At 40.3% G+C, this 17,845-nt stretch carries 19 protein-coding genes; all 19 read left to right on the plus strand.

The features are described from left to right. Nucleotides 1-72 precede the first annotated feature (72 nt). The 19 genes from RYX56_RS20620 (at nt 73) to lysS (ending at nt 17,479) form a co-directional block, all read left to right on the plus strand. Entirely contained in the window at nt 73-813 is a 741-nt protein-coding gene (locus RYX56_RS20620) for a vWA domain-containing protein (protein ID WP_047972502.1), read from the plus strand. Then, complete coding sequence (gene prkT, locus RYX56_RS20625) at nt 779-1,756, plus strand: serine/threonine protein kinase PrkT (protein WP_317123894.1); 978 nt, start codon at nt 779-781, stop codon at nt 1,754-1,756. Before RYX56_RS20620 ends, prkT begins: the two co-directional genes overlap by 35 nt. Nucleotides 1,757-1,793: 37 nt before the next feature. Then, the gene (locus tag RYX56_RS20630) at nt 1,794-2,543 is read left to right on the plus strand and encodes a threonine/serine exporter family protein (RefSeq protein WP_047972500.1); all 750 of its coding nucleotides are present in this window, start codon (nt 1,794-1,796) and stop codon (nt 2,541-2,543) included. Nucleotides 2,544-2,555: 12 nt separating this feature from the next. Further along, nucleotides 2,556-3,005 carry a threonine/serine exporter family protein gene (locus RYX56_RS20635; RefSeq protein ID WP_317123879.1) on the plus strand — a complete coding sequence of 150 codons (450 nt, stop codon included), beginning with the start codon at nt 2,556-2,558 and terminating at the stop codon, nt 3,003-3,005. Next, the gene (tilS, locus tag RYX56_RS20640) at nt 2,986-4,425 is read left to right on the plus strand and encodes a tRNA lysidine(34) synthetase TilS (RefSeq protein ID WP_317123880.1); all 1,440 of its coding nucleotides are present in this window, start codon (nt 2,986-2,988) and stop codon (nt 4,423-4,425) included. The genes RYX56_RS20635 and tilS overlap by 20 nt, the downstream gene beginning before the upstream one ends. 4 nt (nt 4,426-4,429) lie before the next feature. After that, entirely contained in the window at nt 4,430-4,969 is a 540-nt protein-coding gene (gene hpt, locus RYX56_RS20645; RefSeq protein ID WP_317123881.1) for a hypoxanthine phosphoribosyltransferase, read from the plus strand. A 69-nt stretch (nt 4,970-5,038) separates the two neighbouring features. Then, on the plus strand, nt 5,039-7,048 hold the full coding sequence (gene ftsH, locus RYX56_RS20650; RefSeq protein WP_317123882.1) for an ATP-dependent zinc metalloprotease FtsH: 2,010 nt from the start codon (nt 5,039-5,041) through the stop codon (nt 7,046-7,048). Between the two features lie 97 nt (nt 7,049-7,145). Beyond that, nucleotides 7,146-7,928, plus strand: coding sequence for a type III pantothenate kinase (locus RYX56_RS20655; protein WP_317123883.1), 783 nt, complete (start codon nt 7,146-7,148; stop codon nt 7,926-7,928). Between the two features lie 25 nt (nt 7,929-7,953). Beyond that, nucleotides 7,954-8,832, plus strand: coding sequence for an Hsp33 family molecular chaperone HslO (hslO, locus tag RYX56_RS20660; RefSeq protein ID WP_317123884.1), 879 nt, complete (start codon nt 7,954-7,956; stop codon nt 8,830-8,832). A 103-nt stretch (nt 8,833-8,935) separates the two neighbouring features. Then, nucleotides 8,936-9,859: a cysteine synthase A gene (cysK, locus tag RYX56_RS20665; protein ID WP_317123885.1), complete on the plus strand. Its 924-nt coding sequence runs from the start codon at nt 8,936-8,938 to the stop codon at nt 9,857-9,859. 164 nt (nt 9,860-10,023) lie between these two features. Further along, nucleotides 10,024-11,466 carry an anthranilate synthase component I family protein gene (locus tag RYX56_RS20670; protein WP_317123886.1) on the plus strand — a complete coding sequence of 481 codons (1,443 nt, stop codon included), beginning with the start codon at nt 10,024-10,026 and terminating at the stop codon, nt 11,464-11,466. A gap of 21 nt (nt 11,467-11,487) precedes the next feature. Beyond that, on the plus strand, nt 11,488-12,072 hold the full coding sequence (gene pabA / locus RYX56_RS20675; RefSeq protein WP_317123887.1) for an aminodeoxychorismate/anthranilate synthase component II: 585 nt from the start codon (nt 11,488-11,490) through the stop codon (nt 12,070-12,072). Beyond that, nucleotides 12,069-12,908, plus strand: coding sequence for an aminodeoxychorismate lyase (pabC, locus tag RYX56_RS20680; RefSeq protein WP_317123888.1), 840 nt, complete (start codon nt 12,069-12,071; stop codon nt 12,906-12,908). Before pabA ends, pabC begins: the two co-directional genes overlap by 4 nt. A 50-nt stretch (nt 12,909-12,958) precedes the next feature. Beyond that, complete coding sequence (folP, locus tag RYX56_RS20685; protein ID WP_317123895.1) at nt 12,959-13,732, plus strand: dihydropteroate synthase; 774 nt, start codon at nt 12,959-12,961, stop codon at nt 13,730-13,732. After that, nucleotides 13,725-14,093: a dihydroneopterin aldolase gene (folB, locus tag RYX56_RS20690; protein ID WP_047972814.1), complete on the plus strand. Its 369-nt coding sequence runs from the start codon at nt 13,725-13,727 to the stop codon at nt 14,091-14,093. The genes folP and folB overlap by 8 nt, the downstream gene beginning before the upstream one ends. Then, the gene (folK, locus tag RYX56_RS20695) at nt 14,083-14,610 is read left to right on the plus strand and encodes a 2-amino-4-hydroxy-6-hydroxymethyldihydropteridine diphosphokinase (RefSeq protein WP_317123889.1); all 528 of its coding nucleotides are present in this window, start codon (nt 14,083-14,085) and stop codon (nt 14,608-14,610) included. Before folB ends, folK begins: the two co-directional genes overlap by 11 nt. Next, nucleotides 14,562-14,765 (plus strand): helix-turn-helix domain-containing protein, encoded by a 204-nt coding sequence (locus tag RYX56_RS20700; protein WP_082153729.1) that lies wholly within the window; start codon nt 14,562-14,564, stop codon nt 14,763-14,765. Before folK ends, RYX56_RS20700 begins: the two co-directional genes overlap by 49 nt. Before the next feature lie 21 nt (nt 14,766-14,786). Further along, a complete protein-coding gene (gene dusB / locus RYX56_RS20705; protein ID WP_317123890.1) occupies nt 14,787-15,788 on the plus strand; it encodes a tRNA dihydrouridine synthase DusB in 1,002 nt (333 codons plus the stop codon). Nucleotides 15,789-15,979: 191 nt separating this feature from the next. Further along, a complete protein-coding gene (gene lysS / locus RYX56_RS20710) occupies nt 15,980-17,479 on the plus strand; it encodes a lysine--tRNA ligase (RefSeq protein ID WP_317123891.1) in 1,500 nt (499 codons plus the stop codon). The last annotated feature ends 366 nt before the right edge of the window (nt 17,480-17,845 follow it).

A 17,845-nucleotide genomic window follows, 5' to 3' on the forward strand; every position in this document is an offset into this window, starting at 1 on the left:
AAAAGTAAACGTATAAATCCTCTCTAGGTGGTGAATGATGGTAACATTCAGACTACTTGGAGGGGATCAGTTTTGAGTAAAGGTACTTTAAAGCAAATTTTATTGTTAACGGATGGCCACTCAAATCAAGGCGAAGATCCAGTTGCGATTGCAGCACTTGCTAAAGAGCAAGGAATAACAGTAAACGTTATCGGTGTGGTGGATGAAGATCATCTAAATAAGCAAGGTATTGATGAAATTGAAGCAATAGCTCTTGCTGGAGGCGGGGTTAGTCAAATTGTTTATGCAAAACAATTAGCCAAAACGGTACAAATGGTCACAAGAAAAGCAATGACCCAAACCTTACATGGGGTGGTGAACAAAGAACTTCAACAAATACTAGGTAAGGACCAGGAGATGGAAGATCTTTCTCCTGAAAAACGTGGTCAGGTAATGGAAGTAGTAGATGAGCTGGGTGAAACCATTCACTTAGATGTTCTAATTCTTGTTGATACGAGTGCTAGTATGAACAATAAACTACCAATGGTACAAGAGGCGTTAACAGATCTATCAATTAGCTTAACCTCTCGCATGGGAGAAAATCGATTTGCCTTATATGCATTTCCCGGGAAAAGAAGAGAGGTTGACAGATTGCTTGATTGGACTCCGCAATTACAATCGTTAACAGGTGTCTTTCATAAGCTGTCTTCAGGTGGAATTACGCCAACGGGCCCTGCGTTGCAAGCTGCTCTCCAAAAGTTTTCTAAAGGCGGTTCAAGAAGGAGTTTGATGGCTGGTGATGAAGAACAGCTATTCAGAGAATCCGGCTTATAAGTTAGCGGTTGGAACAAGATTGATTGGAAAGTGGCATCAAAATAGATATAAAGTGATTCGCTCGCTGGGTTCTGGGGCTACAGGGAAGGTTTATTTAGCAGAATCGGTCTCTGGACTTGTGGCTCTGAAAGTCGGGATTGATAATATGGCTATTACATCTGAAGTGAACGTACTAAAGCATTTCTCCAAGGTCCAAGGGCAAACGCTTGGGCCTTCTTTGTTAGATGTTGATGATGCTGTTATAAATGGTGTGAATTTACCGTTTTATGCCATGGAATACTTGGATGGTAGTGAGTTAATGGATTACTTATCAAAAAGGGGTTCGGAATGGTTCGGAATCTTAATGATCCAACTATTGGGGGATTTAGAAAAGCTCCATCAGGTAGGTTGGGCTTTTGGCGACTTGAAGCCTGACAATTTATTAGTAGTCGGACCTCCGGCGCGTATTCGTTGGTTAGATGTCGGTGGAACGACTTTATTAGGTCGTTCTATTAAAGAATATACAGAGTTTTATGACCGTGGATACTGGGGGTGTGGAACAAGAGTTGCTGAGCCAAGCTATGACTTATTTGCTGTGGCGATGATTATGATTAATTGTGCATATCCTAAACGATTTGATAAAAAGGGGGAGAAGCCATTTAATCAGTTAAGACAGGTGGTTGATGAAAGTAACTATTTAGGACCCTACCGATCCGTTATTTTAAAAGCCTTACAAGGAAAGTATGCGTATGCAACCGAGATGAGAAAAGAGCTTGTTCATGCGGTATCAAGTGCTTCTAGTTATACAGCGCCCAAAACGAGAGTTAAACCGCAAACAAAACCAAAGGCAAAACATACAAAACGAAAGAAAAAGAAGAAATCATCTTACTTTGTAGAAATCTTCCTCTTCTGCTCTTTTATTCTTTTGGCATATATCCTATACTTATTTGGACAAATGATGTAGGGTAGTCAATTGGTAAAAATAGAACGGGGGGCAAGGCATGAATGCAGATCGGATGATGGATATATGCATGCTCGCAGGGGAAATTATGCTCACATATGGGGCAGAGACCTATCGAGTTGAAGAAACACTAGAGCGTATGGCAAAGTCTGCAGGCTTTAAAAATGTGCATAGCTTTGTAACCACGACCGGAATCTTTTTGTCATTTGATGTAGAAGGCAATGATGTCATGCAGATGATTCGAGTCGACGATCGTATGCAAGATTTAAATAAAGTATCTCTTGTAAATCAAGTATCAAGAGAGTTTGTAGGCGGCTTAATAGATGGTGATGTCGCTTACATGAAATTAGATGAGATTGCAAAAGCTCCGATGAATTACTCTCCTTTGTTGCTTCATATTGCCTCAGGTGTAGCAGGGGGAGCTTTTTCCTATTTATTCGGGGGGAATTTATTTGATACAATCCCAGCCTTTATAGCGGGCTTTTCAGCAAGTTGGAGTGTGGTAACCCTCCAGGAATATATGAAAGTGAAATTTTTTGCTGAATTCATGTCTGCTTTTTTAGGTGGAGTTGTAGCTATTGTTCTTGTCTTGCTTGGATTGGGTGAGAATCTTGACCAAGTAATTATTGGGACCTTAATGCCATTAGTACCTGGTGTTCCTCTTACAAATGCTGTTCGTGATTTGATGTCTGGTGATTTAATTGCTGGAGTCAGTCGTGGCGCTGAAGCTGTTATTACAGCATTATCGATTGCAACAGGCATTGCGTTAGCAATTGCCCTGTTGTTATAAGGAGGGGCATCAATGATAGTAGAATTAATCTTTTGTTTCATGGCTACGGTGGCATTTGGGGTCATTTTTAATGTTCCTTATCGAGTAATCTGGCTTGGTGGATTAATTGGATCGATTTCATGGTTTATTTATTCTACCTTACCCAATTGGGATGTATCTGTTATTTTTGCGACAGCTATCGCTTCAATCGTTAGTGCAACGATCTCGCACTTTTTAGCGAAAAAATATCGGGTTCCCGTCACAACATTTAGCATACCAGGGATTATTCCCCTAGTTCCTGGGAGTCGTGCCTATTTTACAATGTTAGCTTTTGTAGATGGGGATTATATTGAAGGACTTCAGCTTGGAATTGAAACGATGCTTCAAGCAGGAGCTATTGCTGCAGGACTTGTTTTTGCGTTGTCGATCTTCTCATTTGGTAAAGGAGGTATCGGACAGCGATATGAATCAAGACGTTCATAATTTCATCGCTCAGCATGAGTTATTAAAAGGGGTCGATACCGTTATTGTTGCGACATCAGGTGGACCTGATTCGATGGCTCTCCTCTTTTACTTATGGGAGATGAGAAAACCATACAATATTCGTATTGAAGCAGCTCATGCCAATCACCAGTTACGAGGGCAGGAGTCCGATAGTGACGAACAATATGTGGCTGATTTTTGCGGGGAATATGGCATACCTTTTCATACAACAAAACTTGATATCGTTGGTTTTGCCACAAAAAATGGGCTTGGCACTCAAGCAGCTGCAAGCCAGTTACGTTATCAGTGGTTTGACGAGTTGTTAAAAGGTCGGCCGAATAGTTGTTTGGCTACTGCTCATCATGGGGATGATCAAACTGAAACCATCTTTATGACAATGGTTCGAGGAGTGAACCTTTTAAAGGAAACCGGAATTAATGAGAAGAGATTTCTTGAAAATGGGTTTGTGATTCGTCCATTTTTGGGAATAACAAAAGAGGAAATCGAGCACTATTGTAGTAGGGTAGGTCTATTTCCGAGAAGTGATACAAGTAATTCTTCAATGAAATATACACGAAATCGATTTAGACATCATTTAATGCCTTTTATCAAAAAAGAAAACCCTAGCATTCACACTCATATGCAGAGGTATCACGAATGGCAGAGGGATGATCAGCAATTTCTGATGGAATTAGCAGAAGAGGCACTAGAGGGAATTACCCTCCAAAAAAGTGAACAATCGATAACAATTTCAATTGAAGCGATTGAACGTCTGCGCTTCCCTTTACAAAGAAGGGTGATTCATCTAATATTAAGGTATCTTTACGGGAAAAATTCACCATCTAGTACGTCTATACATATTGAGCAGGTTCAACGTCTGCTCAACAGGCATGAACCGTCTAAGGAACTTCATTTAGCAAACGGTCTTTTTGCATACCTTAGCTATGATTGCTGCCACTTTTCTTTGAAGCCACCCAAACGCATTCAACAACCACATGTTGACCTTTCGGTGCCAGGAGAAGTTGATGTTGCGACTGGTAGATTCACTTCTTATTATCTAGAGACTTCTGACATACCTAAAGAACAAAAGTATATGACTTTCTTAGATGCCGATAAGCTAATATTTCCTCTCTCTATAAGAGGAGTACTTCCCGGTGATCGCATTACAGGAAGAGGGATGACTGGTTCAAAAAAGGTGAGTCGGTTGTTTATTGATAAGAAGGTGGATGCGTCTTTTAGGGGGGCATGGCCTTTGTTAACCGATGGAGATGGAGAGGTATTGTGGGTTCCGTTTTTACATCGGTCAAAGAGTACAGACATCACGGATAAGACGAAACGTGTACTTGTTTTGGTGTTTACACCAAATGATGAGTTTTTTTTGTTTCATGATTATAAGTCCATTACAGGAGGGGCATTTTAAATTGATGAGGGACGAAATTAAAGAAGTATTAATCTCAGAAGAAGAAATCCAAGAAAAAGTAAGAGAGTTAGGCAAGGCAATTACAGAGGAGTATGATGGTCGTTTTCCTCTAGTAGTTGGTGTTTTAAAAGGTGCTATGCCATTTATGGGCGATTTAACAAAGAGAATCGATACACATCTTGAAATGGACTTTATGGATGTTTCAAGTTATGGAAAAGGAATGGTTTCTTCAGGAGAAGTGAAAATCTTAAAAGATTTAGATACATCTGTTGAAGGTCGCGATGTATTAATTCTTGAAGACATTATTGATAGTGGCTTAACGTTAAGTTACCTTATTAAACTGTTCCATTACCGTAAAGCAAAGTCGGTAAAAGTTGTTACATTGCTTGATAAGCCTGACGGAAGAAAGGTTGACCTTGTTCCAGATATGGCAGGTTTCACAGTGCCAGATGCTTTTGTTGTTGGCTACGGGCTAGATTATGCTGAGCGTTATCGTAACCTACCGTATATCGGTGTGTTAAAGCCAGAAATCTACGAGAGTTAATATTTGAGTGGTAAAGAATAATTATGATACGATAAACCAAGCTATAACGCCCGTCGGAGGAGGTCAAGAATGAATCGGATATTCCGTAATACGATATTTTATTTACTCATTTTCCTAGTCATTGTCGGGATTGTGAGTGTATTCAACTCTGATCAAACAGAAACAGAGAACGTATCATTTAATGCATTCATAGAAAGACTTGAGAATGGTCAGGTTCAAGAGTTGTCAGTAAAGCCAGAGAGACAAGTGTACTTAGTGCGCGGTCAATTTACAGATCAAGCTGAAGATGAATATTTCCAAACATATGCACTTAAAAGTGAACAATCTGCTGAAGTGTTAACAGGTGCCCAAGGACCAGGTGGAACTCCATTTAACCTTGATATTGAACCAGCTGATGAAACAAGTGGATGGGTTCAATTTTTCACTGGGATTATTCCCTTTATCATTATATTTATTCTCTTCTTCTTCTTACTAAGCCAAGCTCAAGGTGGCGGAAGCCGTGTAATGAACTTTGGTAAGAGTAAAGCGAAGATGGTTAATGAAGACAAGAAGAAAGCAAAATTCAAAGATGTTGCTGGTGCAGATGAAGAGAAACAAGAACTAGTTGAAGTTGTTGAGTTCTTAAAAGACCCTCGTAAATTCTCTGCTATTGGTGCGCGTATTCCAAAAGGTGTCCTATTAGTAGGTCCTCCGGGTACAGGTAAAACATTACTTGCACGTGCAGTAGCCGGTGAAGCTGGCGTACCGTTCTTCTCAATAAGTGGTTCTGACTTCGTTGAGATGTTTGTCGGTGTCGGTGCATCCCGTGTACGTGATTTATTTGAAAATGCAAAGAAAAATGCACCATGTATCATCTTTATTGATGAGATTGATGCTGTAGGTCGTCAACGTGGAGCTGGTCTTGGTGGAGGACACGATGAGCGTGAACAAACACTAAACCAATTACTCGTTGAAATGGACGGATTTAGTGCCAATGAAGGAATTATTATCATCGCTGCCACTAACCGTGCTGACATCCTAGACCCTGCCCTACTTCGTCCAGGACGTTTTGACCGTCAAATTCAAGTTAACCGTCCGGATGTCATTGGACGTGAAGAAGTCTTAAAAGTACATGCTAGAAATAAGCCATTAAATGACGATGTGAACTTAAAAACAATCGCTACAAGAACGCCTGGTTTCTCAGGTGCGGATCTTGAAAATCTTCTTAATGAAGCTGCTCTTGTTGCAGCAAGACATGATCATACGAAGATAAGTATGATTCATATTGAAGAAGCGATTGACCGCGTGATTGCAGGTCCGGCTAAAAAGAGCCGTGTTATTTCACCGAAAGAGAAGAAAATTGTCGCTTGGCATGAAGCGGGTCATACGGTTGTCGGTGTGAGGCTAGAGAATGCTGATATGGTTCATAAAGTAACCATTGTTCCGCGTGGTATGGCTGGTGGTTATGCAGTAATGCTTCCTAAGGAAGATCGCTACTTTATGACAAAGCCAGAATTACTTGATAAAATTATTGGTTTACTCGGTGGACGTGTCGCTGAGGAAGTAACGTTTGGAGAAGTGAGTACAGGTGCTCACAATGACTTCCAACGAGCTACAGGTATTGCCAGAAAAATGGTTACAGAATATGGCATGAGTGAAAAGCTTGGACCGATGCAATTTATCTCAGGATCAGGTGGGCAAGTATTCCTTGGTCGTGACATTCAAAATGAACAAAACTATAGTGATGCATTTGCTCATGAAATCGATCTTGAAGTTCAACGCATTATTAAAGAATGTTATGTGCGTTGTAAGGAGATCTTACTTGAGAACAAGGATAGCTTAGATCTTGTAGCTAAAACCTTGCTTGATATGGAAACATTGGATGCTGAGCAAATTAAGTCATTAGTAAATGACGGAAAGCTTCCAGAAGGTCATCACCTAAATGCTCATATTAATAAAGACAAGGCTGAAGAGTCCGATGTGAAAGTGAACATTAACTCTAAAAAAGAGGAGTCTACTGAGGTAGAGCCTGAACAACCACAAGAGCCAAATACAGATGAGCCGATTGAAAAAGATGATATGAACAAAAAGAATGACTAATCAATTGATTAGAGGGAGGGTGTCGGAATCGACATCCTCTCTTTTTTCGTTTAAACTCAAATTTGAAATCCATTTTTGTAGAAGATGTGGTGAAGATATGATCCTCGTAATAGATGTAGGAAATTCCAATATCGCTCTAGGTGTCTATAAACAAGAAGAGCTTGTATACCATTGGCGTATAGCGACGAGCAGACAAAATACAGAAGACGAGTATGCGATGTCGATTAAAGCTTTATTTAATGATAAGGGGCTAAACTTTAATCACATTGCTGGTATCATTATTTCTTCTGTGGTTCCTCCCATCATGTTCTCACTAGAACAAATGTGCAAAAAGTATTTTAAGTTGCAACCAATGATCATTGGTCCTGGAATTAAAACAGGATTAAACATAAAATATGATAACCCGAGGGAAGTTGGAGCCGATCGAATTGTTAATGCAGTGGCAGCGATAGAGTTGTACGGTAGTCCACTTGTTATTGTCGATTTCGGTACGGCCACTACGTATTGCTACATCAACGAGCAAAAACAATATATGGGTGGAGCGATTGCACCCGGGATTTCCATTTCAACAGAAGCTTTATACACAAGGGCTTCTAAACTTCCTCGTATTGAAATTGCAAAGCCTGAACATATACTAGGTAAAAATACGATTCATGCGATGCAAGCGGGTATTTTCTTTGGTTATGTGGGGCAGGTTGATGGAATTGTCAATCGAATGAAAGAGGAATCAAAAGAAGTTCCTGTAGTTATTGCCACAGGAGGTTTAGCGAGTCTGATCTCAACAGAAGCTAAAAGTATCGATGTCGTTGACCCTTTTCTCACTTTAAAAGGGCTGCGGATCATTTATGAGAAGAATAAAGATAGTAATAAAAAAGGATAAACCAATTAAAAGGAGAATGTTCATCATGAGTGATTATTTAGTAAGAGCAACAGGTTTTGAAGGCAAAGTTCGTGCATATGCATTAGTAGCAACAGAAATGATTGACGAAGCAGTCAGAAGACAGGGTACGTGGCCTACTGCATCAGCAGCATTAGGTCGTGCGATGATGGTAAGTACTATGATGGGCGCGATGTTAAAAGGTGACGCGAAGCTTACTGTGAAAATTGAAGGAAGGGGACCAATCGGCGCAATTATTGTTGATAGTAATACGAAGGGAGAATCACGTGGATATGTAACTAACCCTCAAACTCATTTTGATTTAAATAAGGATGGGAAGCTTGATGTTGCAAGAGCAGTTGGTACAGACGGATATCTATCTATTGTAAAAGATATTGGAATGAGAGATAACTTTACAGGAAGTGTACCGATTGTCTCAGGAGAACTTGGAGAAGATTTCACATATTATTTTGCTTCATCAGAACAAACACCTTCATCTGTTGGAGTTGGTGTTCTTGTGAACCCTGACAACTCGATTTTAGCAGCGGGAGGATTTATCATTCAATTAATGCCTGGAGCTGATGATGAGGTTGTTACGGAAATTGAAAAGAGACTAAGCTCTATTCCTCCTATTTCAAAATTAGTGGAGGCGGGAATGCCACCTGAAGAAATGCTAAACGCTCTTCTAGGTGATGATAATGTGAAAATTCTCGATAAAATGCCAGTTGCTTTCTCTTGTACGTGTTCGAAAGAGCGAGTGTCTAATGCGATAACAAGCTTAGGTGAAGAAGAGATTCGTTCGATGATTGCTGAAGATGGTGGAGCTGAGACGCGTTGCAACTTCTGTAATGAAGTGTATACATTTGATGTAAGTGAATTAGAGGAATTGATTGCTGAATCAAAATAATTTTGAGAATTAAGGGATTCATTGATTGACTTATCTGAAAACGTCTGCTAACATTATTTTAAACAAAACCTATGAATTTACTTGGAATTAGGAGGCGCTATATATGAAAGTTGTTCAATCGATTACAGAGTTAATTGGTCATACGCCGCTAGTCAAATTAAATCGTCTTGTCACGGATAAGCATGCTGATGTTTATTTAAAGCTTGAGTTTATGAACCCAGGAAGCAGTGTAAAAGATCGTATCGGCTTAGCGATGATTGAGGCAGCCGAGAAAGATGGCACGCTTAAAGCTGGTGATACAATTGTAGAACCTACAAGTGGTAACACGGGTATCGGCTTAGCAATGGTTGCTGCTGCAAAAGGATACAAAACAAAGCTAGTTATGCCTGAAACGATGAGTATGGAGCGCCGTAACTTATTACGAGCTTACGGAGCTGAGCTTGTATTAACTCCAGGTCCAGAAGGCATGGGTGGAGCAATTCGTAAGGCTACGGAACTTTCAAAGGAAAATGGCTACTTTATGCCACAACAATTTGAAAATGAGGCAAACCCTAAAATTCACCGCGAAACGACAGGTAAAGAATTGCTGGAACAAGCTGACGGCCAATTAGATGGGTTTGTATCAGGTATTGGAACAGGGGGGACGATTACGGGTGCTGGTGGATTTTTAAAGGAGCACTTCCCGAATCTCCGTATTGCGGCAGTAGAGCCACAAGATTCACCAATTTTATCTGGTGGAAATCCTGGACCGCATAAAATCCAAGGAATCGGTGCTGGCTTTGTTCCTGATATTTTAGACACGAAGGTATATGATGAAGTGATTCAAGTATCTACTGAGCAAGCTTTTGAATATGCGCGCCGTGCTGCAAAGGAAGAAGGAATTTTAGGTGGAATTTCGTCTGGGGCAGCGATCTATGCAGCGCTACAACTTGCTGAAAAGCTTGGACCAGGTAAAAAAGTGGTTGCGATTATCCCTTCAAACGGTGAACGTTACCTAAGTACACCACTTTATCAATTTGAAGATTAAGATTTAGCGTTAAAGTAGTCTTACCTTTTAGGTAGGGCTACTTTTGTTTAGAGGTGGATTTCCATTAATAGACTGAGCTAATCCTAGCTCTTGTTCTTTTCTTCTATTTCGGAGTCATGTAAAATGAATACATAGAAGTAAATGATACGAACGGAGTGAAGCCGTTGCAACGAGAGAACGTAAAGAAAGAAAACTGGATAGCGAAAGCCACCTCTTTTTCATTAGCGGAGGATGAATGGTTTGTTGCATATAAACATCTATCAAAAAATAAGACTCATCAAGTTCTCTTAGAGAGTGGACGTGGAGGGCAGTATAGCATTATTGGGCTTGATCCATTTGCTATTATTGAAGGAAAAGGAGACACCTTAACGGTTAAAAAGGGTGAGCATGAGGAGATAAAAAAAGGGAAGCTGTTAGATTCATTAAAAGAAGTGATGGCTCCTTATAAAACAGCTGTTATACCAGGTATCCCATCTTTTCAAGGGGGAGCGATTGGTTATTTAAGTTATGATATTGTCCGGGAAATTGAGCGATTGCCCCTTCTTGCTGAGGATGACCTCGCCCTACCTGATCTCTTTTTCATGCTGTTCCATGATGTATTTATCTATGAGCATAAAGAAGAAAAGATGTGGGTCATTATTCATGGTGAACAAGGCGACTCAGCAGACCTTGATGATCGTTTAAAAGGTTATGAACAGGCTTGGAAGAGCTCCCGACCTGAAACTGCTTTGAACTATCAAGTGCAAAAAACAACACACGGAAATTCTGCTTCGATGAGTGAAGTGGAATTTGGAGAAGCTGTTGAAAAGATAAAAGAATATATTGCAGCAGGTGATGTGTTCCAAGTAAATCTCTCTGTAAGGCAATCAAAAGGTTTGACCTGTGAGGCGATGCATGTCTATGAGACATTACGTAAGCTAAACCCATCCCCTTATATGAGTTACCTTCATACACCCGCTTTTCAATTTGTCAGTGCCTCCCCTGAGTTACTTGTCAAGAAACAAGGTATAGAGGTCAGCACTCGTCCGATTGCTGGAACTCGTTCACGTGGGAAGGACGCGGAGGAAGATCAACAGCTTGCTGCCTCCTTGATTGAAAATGAAAAAGAACGGGCTGAACATGTCATGCTTGTAGACCTTGAGAGAAATGATTTAGGCAGGGTATGTGAATATGGAAGTGTTGAAGTAAATGAGTTGATGGTCATTGAAAAATATTCCCATGTCATGCATATCGTTTCAAATGTTAGAGGGAAACTTAGTGCTGAGCATGATCTTTACGAGGTAATTCGAGCAACCTTCCCAGGTGGAACAATTACTGGAGCTCCTAAAGTCCGCACAATGGAAATCATAGAAGAGCTAGAACCGGTAAGAAGAGGGATTTATACCGGCTCGATTGGTTGGATTGGCTTTAATGATGAAATGGAGCTTAATATCACAATCCGTACCATGGTCTGTAAAGATGGGCAAGCACATGTTCAAGCTGGAGCAGGGATCGTGATCGATTCAAACCCGCGTCATGAATATAAGGAATCGTCTAAGAAAGCAAGAGCGTTATGGCATGCACTTGAGTTGAGTGAAGAAGAGTTGAGAGAACGAGTAAATAGTTAGTTGAGCTGAGGAGGAAAAGATATGATTATTATGATTGATAACTATGATTCATTTACGTATAACTTGGTCCAATATTTAGGTGAGATGGGTGAGGAGTTGGTTGTAAAACGAAATGACCAAATCACCATTGAGGAAATTGAAGAGTTAAATCCTGATTACTTGATGATTTCACCAGGGCCATGCAGCCCCAATGAGGCAGGAATTAGTTTAGAGGCGATTCGTTATTTCGCTGGAAAGATTCCTGTTTTCGGTGTGTGTCTTGGTCACCAATCAATTGCTCAAGTATTTGGAGGAGAGGTTGTGCGAGCAGGACGTCTTATGCATGGGAAGACATCTCTAGTCAAACATAACCAAGAAACAATATTCAAAGATATACCAACGCCTCTGACGGCTACTAGGTACCATTCATTAATCGTTAAAAGAGAGAGTCTTCCGGATTGCTTCCTGATAACGGCTGAAACGGAAGAAGGCGAAATTATGGCGATTCGTCATAAGGAACTGCCTATAGAAGGTGTTCAATTCCATCCAGAGTCCATCATGACGGATGCAGGAAAGGAATTGTTACGCAATTTTATTAGAACATACCGCAGGGAGCCGGTAGAATGATTGTCTATGTAAATGGTGAACTGGTGTTGGAAGAGGAAGCGAAAGTGTCTGCTTTTGACCATGGTTACATGTATGGTGTGGGTTTGTTTGAGACATTTCGTGTGTATAATGGTCATCCTTTTTTATTGGATGACCATTTTCGCCGTTTAAAAGAAGGACTCACAACACTAGGAATAGAGTGGGACATGAATACCGAGGAAGTCCGCAAAGTCCTTGATGATTTAATTGAAGCAAATGACCTTCGTGAGATGGATGCGTATGTAAGGTGGAATGTCTCAGCAGGTGATAAGGGGCTTGGACTTTACACGGGTCATTACGAGAAGCCTACAACCATCGTTTATATAAAGTCGATTCCTCAAAAGATGAAGGTAGAAAAACAAGGGGTTATTCTAAAGACTAGACGGAACACACCAGAAACGAAAGTAAGATTAAAGTCTCATCATTATCTAAATAACTTACTAGCAAAGCGTGAGATAGGGCCAGACCCTAGTTTAGAAGGGCTCTTTTTAACGGAAGAGGGTCATCTAGCAGAAGGGATTGTTTCGAATTTATTCTGGGTAAAGAAACGTATTGTGTATACCCCGTCCATTGAAACGGGTATTCTGAATGGTATAACAAGGCAGTTTGTAATCAGACTTTTACAAAAAGAGGGGTATGAAGTAGAAGAAGGTTTTTATCTAGAGGAAGATTTATATGAGGCGGATGAGGCTTTTGTGACCAATTCAATTCAAGAGGTTGTATCCCTCACATCCATTCAATCTCATCTGTATAAGTCTAGCCCACCTGTAACAAAAAAACTTCAGCAATTATACCAAGAACAATGCCGAGACTTTTAAGTAGAAGCGAGCTATAAGGAGAGATCGTTGTGCGAAATCGAACAAAGATTATGGGGATTTTAAACGCTACACCTGACTCTTTTTCAGATGGAGGAAGGTATAACGAGGTTGAAGTCGCGGCTAAAAGAGCATATGAAATGGTAGCACAAGGTGCAGATATCATTGATATTGGCGGTGAGTCGACACGACCAGGATTTGCGAAAGTTCCTGCAGATGAGGAGCTAGCGCGTGTTATTCCAGTTATTAAAGCGGTAAGAGAAGTTGTTGATGTCCCTATTTCAATTGATACATACAAAGCTGAAGTAGCCAGGGAAGCGATCAAAGCAGGGGCTAATATTATCAATGATGTATGGGGAGCTAAAGCTGATCCTATGATGGCACAAGTGGCTTTTGAAACAGGTGCAGAAATTATTTTGATGCACAATCGTGATAACAAGGATTACGGAGACCTCTTAGAAGATATGAAACGTGATATTGATGAAAGTATCGCCTTATGTCACCGAGCAGGGGTTAGTGACGATAAGATTATGATAGACCCGGGTATCGGATTTGCAAAAACCTATGAACAGAACTTAGAGGCGATGCGTAGACTTGATGAGTTTGTTGCGATTGGTTACCCCGTGTTGTTAGGTACCTCTAGAAAATCATTTATTGCTAAAACGTTAGATCTACCTGTAGATGAGCGGGTAGAAGGAACTGGCGCTACGGTTTGTTTGGGAATTGCCAAGGGATGCGGAATTGTTCGCGTTCATGATGTAGTAGAAATGAGTCGGATGGCCAAAATGATGGATGCGATGCTAGGAGGAGTGGTTCATAATGGATAAGATCTATATGGATGGACTTGAATTTTACGGTTTTCATGGTGTTTTTAAAGAAGAAAACAAGTTAGGTCAACGTTTTTACGTCGATCTGACACTAGAGCTTGATTTAAAAGAGGCTGGTGCAACAGATGACATTGACGAGACGATCAACTATGGCGATGTTTATAAAAGAGTAAAAGAAATTGTCGAGGGTAAACCTTATAAATTGGTGGAGACCGTGGCTGAGAAAATTGCAAAAGAGTTACTTACTTCATATGAGCGCCTAGAACTTTGTACCGTGAAACTTATTAAACCTGATCCTCCTATTCCAGGACACTACAAATCTGTCGCTGTTGAGATTACAAGGGGGAAAAATGAAGCATAATGTCTATATTGCACTCGGCTCTAATATTGGTGATCGAGCTGCTTATTTAGAGGAAGCCATTGACCGCTTAAAAAGAGAGAATGATATAGAGGTCGTAGCAACATCGTCAATCTATGAAACAGAACCTATCGGATATGTTGATCAGCAATCATTTTTGAACATGGTCATTCAAATTCACACAAATTTAAGCCCAGAGAAATTATTGGCAACTACGCAGTCAATTGAAGATACATGCGGGCGCAAGCGTGATGTCAGGTGGGGACCTAGAACGATAGATCTTGACATTCTTCTCTTTGATCAACAAAATATTAAAATAGAGAACTTATGCATTCCTCATCCTAGAATGTTTGAGCGTGCATTTGTGATCGTACCGCTTTATGAACTAGAGCCAACAATTTACTTTCAAATGCGTAATCAATCGATTGAAGATATATATGAGGCGTTGCCAGATAAAGAGGGTGTAAATGTATGGAGATCGAAAGTTGGGGAAGAAGAATCAGGGCATTCCGAAAGCTAAAAGGTTTTACCCAGCAACGGTTCGCTAAAGAGATGGGAATATCAGTTTCTGTTTTAGGTGAAGTAGAGAGAGGGAGCAGGTTACCTGATGAGAAAATGCTCGAAAAAGTGACCTCAATCCTTAATATAACAAAGCAAGACTTGATCAAGAGATGATTAAACGGAGGTGAATATATAGTGTTGAAGATTGGAAATATCGAAATGAACAACCAAGTTGTCCTTGCGCCGATGGCGGGAGTTTGTAACCCTGCGTTTCGTCTAATTGCGAAAGAGTTTGGTGCAGGATTAGTGTGTGCAGAGATGGTAAGTGACAAGGCTATTCTCCATAAAAACGAGAGGTCACTTAGCATGCTTTATGTAGATGATCGCGAGAAGCCACTAAGCCTACAGATTTTTGGTGGAGAGAAAGAGACATTAGTTGAAGCGGCTAAATTTGTAGACAAAAATACAAATGCAGATATTATTGATATTAATATGGGGTGTCCTGTACCAAAAATCACAAAATGTGATGCAGGTGCGAGATGGTTGCTTGACCCTAACAAAATTTATGATATGGTTGCAGCGACGGTTGATGCCGTAGATAAGCCTGTAACGGTTAAGATGCGTATTGGCTGGGACGCCGATCATGTTTATGCGGTTGAAAATGCACAGGCAGTTGAACGTGCAGGAGGAAGCGCAGTTGCTGTTCATGGTCGTACACGTGTACAAATGTATGAAGGGCATGCTGACTGGAACATTATTAAAGAGGTAAAAGGTGCTGTTAATATTCCTGTTATCGGAAATGGCGATGTACAAACCCCTCAAGATGCTCGTCGTATGCTTGATGAGGTCGGAGTAGATGGGGTGATGATTGGACGGGCGGCATTGGGTAACCCCTGGATGCTTTATCGTACAGTTAAATACCTTGAAAGTGGAGAGTTAATGCCAGATCCGACTCCACGTGAGAAAATTGATGTTTGTATGATCCACTTAGAGCGCTTGATTGATCTTAAAGGAGAATCGGTTGCTGTACGTGAGATGAGAAAGCATGCAGCATGGTATTTAAAAGGATTAAGTGGGAACGGACGCATTCGTGATCAAATTAATAATTTCGAAACGAAAGTTGATGTTGAGAAATCCTTATATGCATATATTGATCAACTTGAAGAGAGAATGGCCGCGGAGGCTAGTGCTGTTTGACTTTCGGGCGATAATTCACTATAATTCGTTTGAGTTTATGAAACTGCCAGCTAATCACTGGCAGTTTTTCTATGTAGAAAAAAACTGTATAATGATTAGTAATAAGTTGATCTGGGATGATTCATACAAGAAGGTTGACTCGAGATGGTTAGCTTAAAATGATTGAGTTAAATAGAGGAGATGAGTAGGTAATGAGCCAAGAGGTCGAATTAAATGATTTGCTTGCTGTGCGTCGCGATAAGCTTTCACAGTTGGAAGCACAAGGCACAAACCCATTTGGTGGACGGTTTGAAAGAACACATACAGCCAAGACAATGGAAAAAGCATTTGCTGATTTATCTAAAGAAGATTTAGAAGAACAAGGCCATAAAGTAACACTTGCTGGACGTATTATGACAAAGCGTGGCAAAGGTAAAGCTGGCTTTGCCCATATTCAAGACCTATCTGGACAAGTCCAAATTTATGTTCGTAAGGATGCAATTGGTGAAGATCAATATGGTCTTTTCACTTCTATTGATATTGGTGATATTGTTGGCGTAACTGGTACAGCCTTTAAAACTAAAGTCGGTGAATTATCTGTTAAGGTAACCGATTTTCAAATTCTATCTAAGTCATTACGCCCACTTCCAGATAAATTCCACGGGTTAAAAGATATTGAGCAACGTTATCGTCAACGGTATGTGGACTTAATTATGAACCCTGAAGTGCGCGATACGTTTGTATTACGTAGTAGAATTCTTCAATCGATGCGTCGTTATCTAGATAACCGAGGATTCCTAGAAGTTGAAACGCCAACAATGCATTCAATTGCTGGTGGGGCATCAGCTCGTCCATTCGTTACACATCATAATGCGCTTGATATGACACTTTATATGCGTATTGCCATCGAGCTTCACTTGAAACGCTTAATTGTAGGTGGGATGGAGAAGGTTTATGAAATTGGTCGTGTATTCCGTAATGAAGGGGTATCAACTAGACACAACCCTGAATTTACAATGATTGAGCTATACGAAGCGTATGCGGACTATCAAGACATTATGGCGTTAACAGAAGAGCTTGTGGCTCATATTGCTCAAGAAGTATTAGGTACAACTAAGGTGACGTATGGTGAACATGAAGTTGACCTAGAGCCTAAATGGACTCGTGTACACATGGTTGATGCAATTAAAGAAAAATCAGGCGTTGATTTCTGGCCTGAGATGAGTGATGAACAAGCCCGTGCCCTTGCGAAAGAACATGGTGTGCATGTAAAAGAGACGATGACATATGGTCATGTTGTAAATGAGTTCTTTGAACACTTCGTTGAAGAATCATTAATTCAACCTACATTTGTCTATGGTCACCCAACTGCTATTTCTCCACTTGCAAAGAAAAATCCTGAAGACGAGCGCTTCACGGATCGCTTCGAATTATTCATTGTTGGACGTGAGCATGCAAATGCATTCTCCGAGTTAAATGATCCAATTGATCAACGCCAACGTTTTGAACAACAGTTAGTCGAACGTGAGCAAGGTGATGATGAAGCTCATATGATGGATGAAGATTTTGTAGAGTCGCTTGAGTATGGTATGCCACCTACTGGAGGACTTGGAATTGGGATCGATCGTTTAGTCATGTTACTGACAAACTCACCATCTATTCGTGATGTACTATTATTCCCGCAAATGAGAAACCGTGAGCAAGGCGAATAAAGCAAAGAGATCTAGGTTATGATCATAACCTAGATCTTTTTTTGTCTTTATTAATGACTCTTTCTTCTATAGTTTATATCCGATATAATGAATCATTAAATAGCGATATAAAATACTTTGAAAAAAGTTTATAAAAGTTATTGCAATCTCTTATTGAGGGTGGTATATTATTACTTGTCGCTAAGGCAACAACGCAATAAACGAAGCGACTAACACAAATCATTTAAAAAACTTCTTGACGCTGAATCAAATAAGTGTTAAGATGATCAAGTCGCTGAAAGAGCGGCGGACAAGTTCTTTGAAAACTGAACAAAAGCCAAGCGAAATAGAGATACATGATATCTCGTCAATTTTTAAAACAAGATG

Origin of the sequence: Alkalihalophilus lindianensis (assembly GCF_032843265.1) — a bacterium.
In the GTDB taxonomy this organism is placed as follows: domain Bacteria; phylum Bacillota; class Bacilli; order Bacillales; family Bacillaceae_D; genus Alkalihalophilus; species Alkalihalophilus lindianensis.

Coding starts and splice junctions, on each gene's coding strand:
- RYX56_RS20635 (WP_317123879.1), top strand. CDS start 2,556: ATGATAGTAGAATTAATCTTTTGTTTCATGGCTACGGTGGCATTTGGG.
- RYX56_RS20630 (WP_047972500.1), top strand. CDS start 1,794: ATGAATGCAGATCGGATGATGGATATATGCATGCTCGCAGGGGAAATT.
- hpt (WP_317123881.1), top strand. CDS start 4,430: ATGAGGGACGAAATTAAAGAAGTATTAATCTCAGAAGAAGAAATCCAA.
- folB (WP_047972814.1), top strand. CDS start 13,725: ATGGATAAGATCTATATGGATGGACTTGAATTTTACGGTTTTCATGGT.
- cysK (WP_317123885.1), top strand. CDS start 8,936: ATGAAAGTTGTTCAATCGATTACAGAGTTAATTGGTCATACGCCGCTA.
- RYX56_RS20700 (WP_082153729.1), top strand. CDS start 14,562: ATGGAGATCGAAAGTTGGGGAAGAAGAATCAGGGCATTCCGAAAGCTA.
- lysS (WP_317123891.1), top strand. CDS start 15,980: ATGAGCCAAGAGGTCGAATTAAATGATTTGCTTGCTGTGCGTCGCGAT.
- prkT (WP_317123894.1), top strand. CDS start 779: ATGAAGAACAGCTATTCAGAGAATCCGGCTTATAAGTTAGCGGTTGGA.
- ftsH (WP_317123882.1), top strand. CDS start 5,039: ATGAATCGGATATTCCGTAATACGATATTTTATTTACTCATTTTCCTA.
- folP (WP_317123895.1), top strand. CDS start 12,959: ATGGGGATTTTAAACGCTACACCTGACTCTTTTTCAGATGGAGGAAGG.
- folK (WP_317123889.1), top strand. CDS start 14,083: ATGAAGCATAATGTCTATATTGCACTCGGCTCTAATATTGGTGATCGA.
- RYX56_RS20655 (WP_317123883.1), top strand. CDS start 7,146: ATGATCCTCGTAATAGATGTAGGAAATTCCAATATCGCTCTAGGTGTC.
- hslO (WP_317123884.1), top strand. CDS start 7,954: ATGAGTGATTATTTAGTAAGAGCAACAGGTTTTGAAGGCAAAGTTCGT.
- pabC (WP_317123888.1), top strand. CDS start 12,069: ATGATTGTCTATGTAAATGGTGAACTGGTGTTGGAAGAGGAAGCGAAA.
- tilS (WP_317123880.1), top strand. CDS start 2,986: ATGAATCAAGACGTTCATAATTTCATCGCTCAGCATGAGTTATTAAAA.
- pabA (WP_317123887.1), top strand. CDS start 11,488: ATGATTATTATGATTGATAACTATGATTCATTTACGTATAACTTGGTC.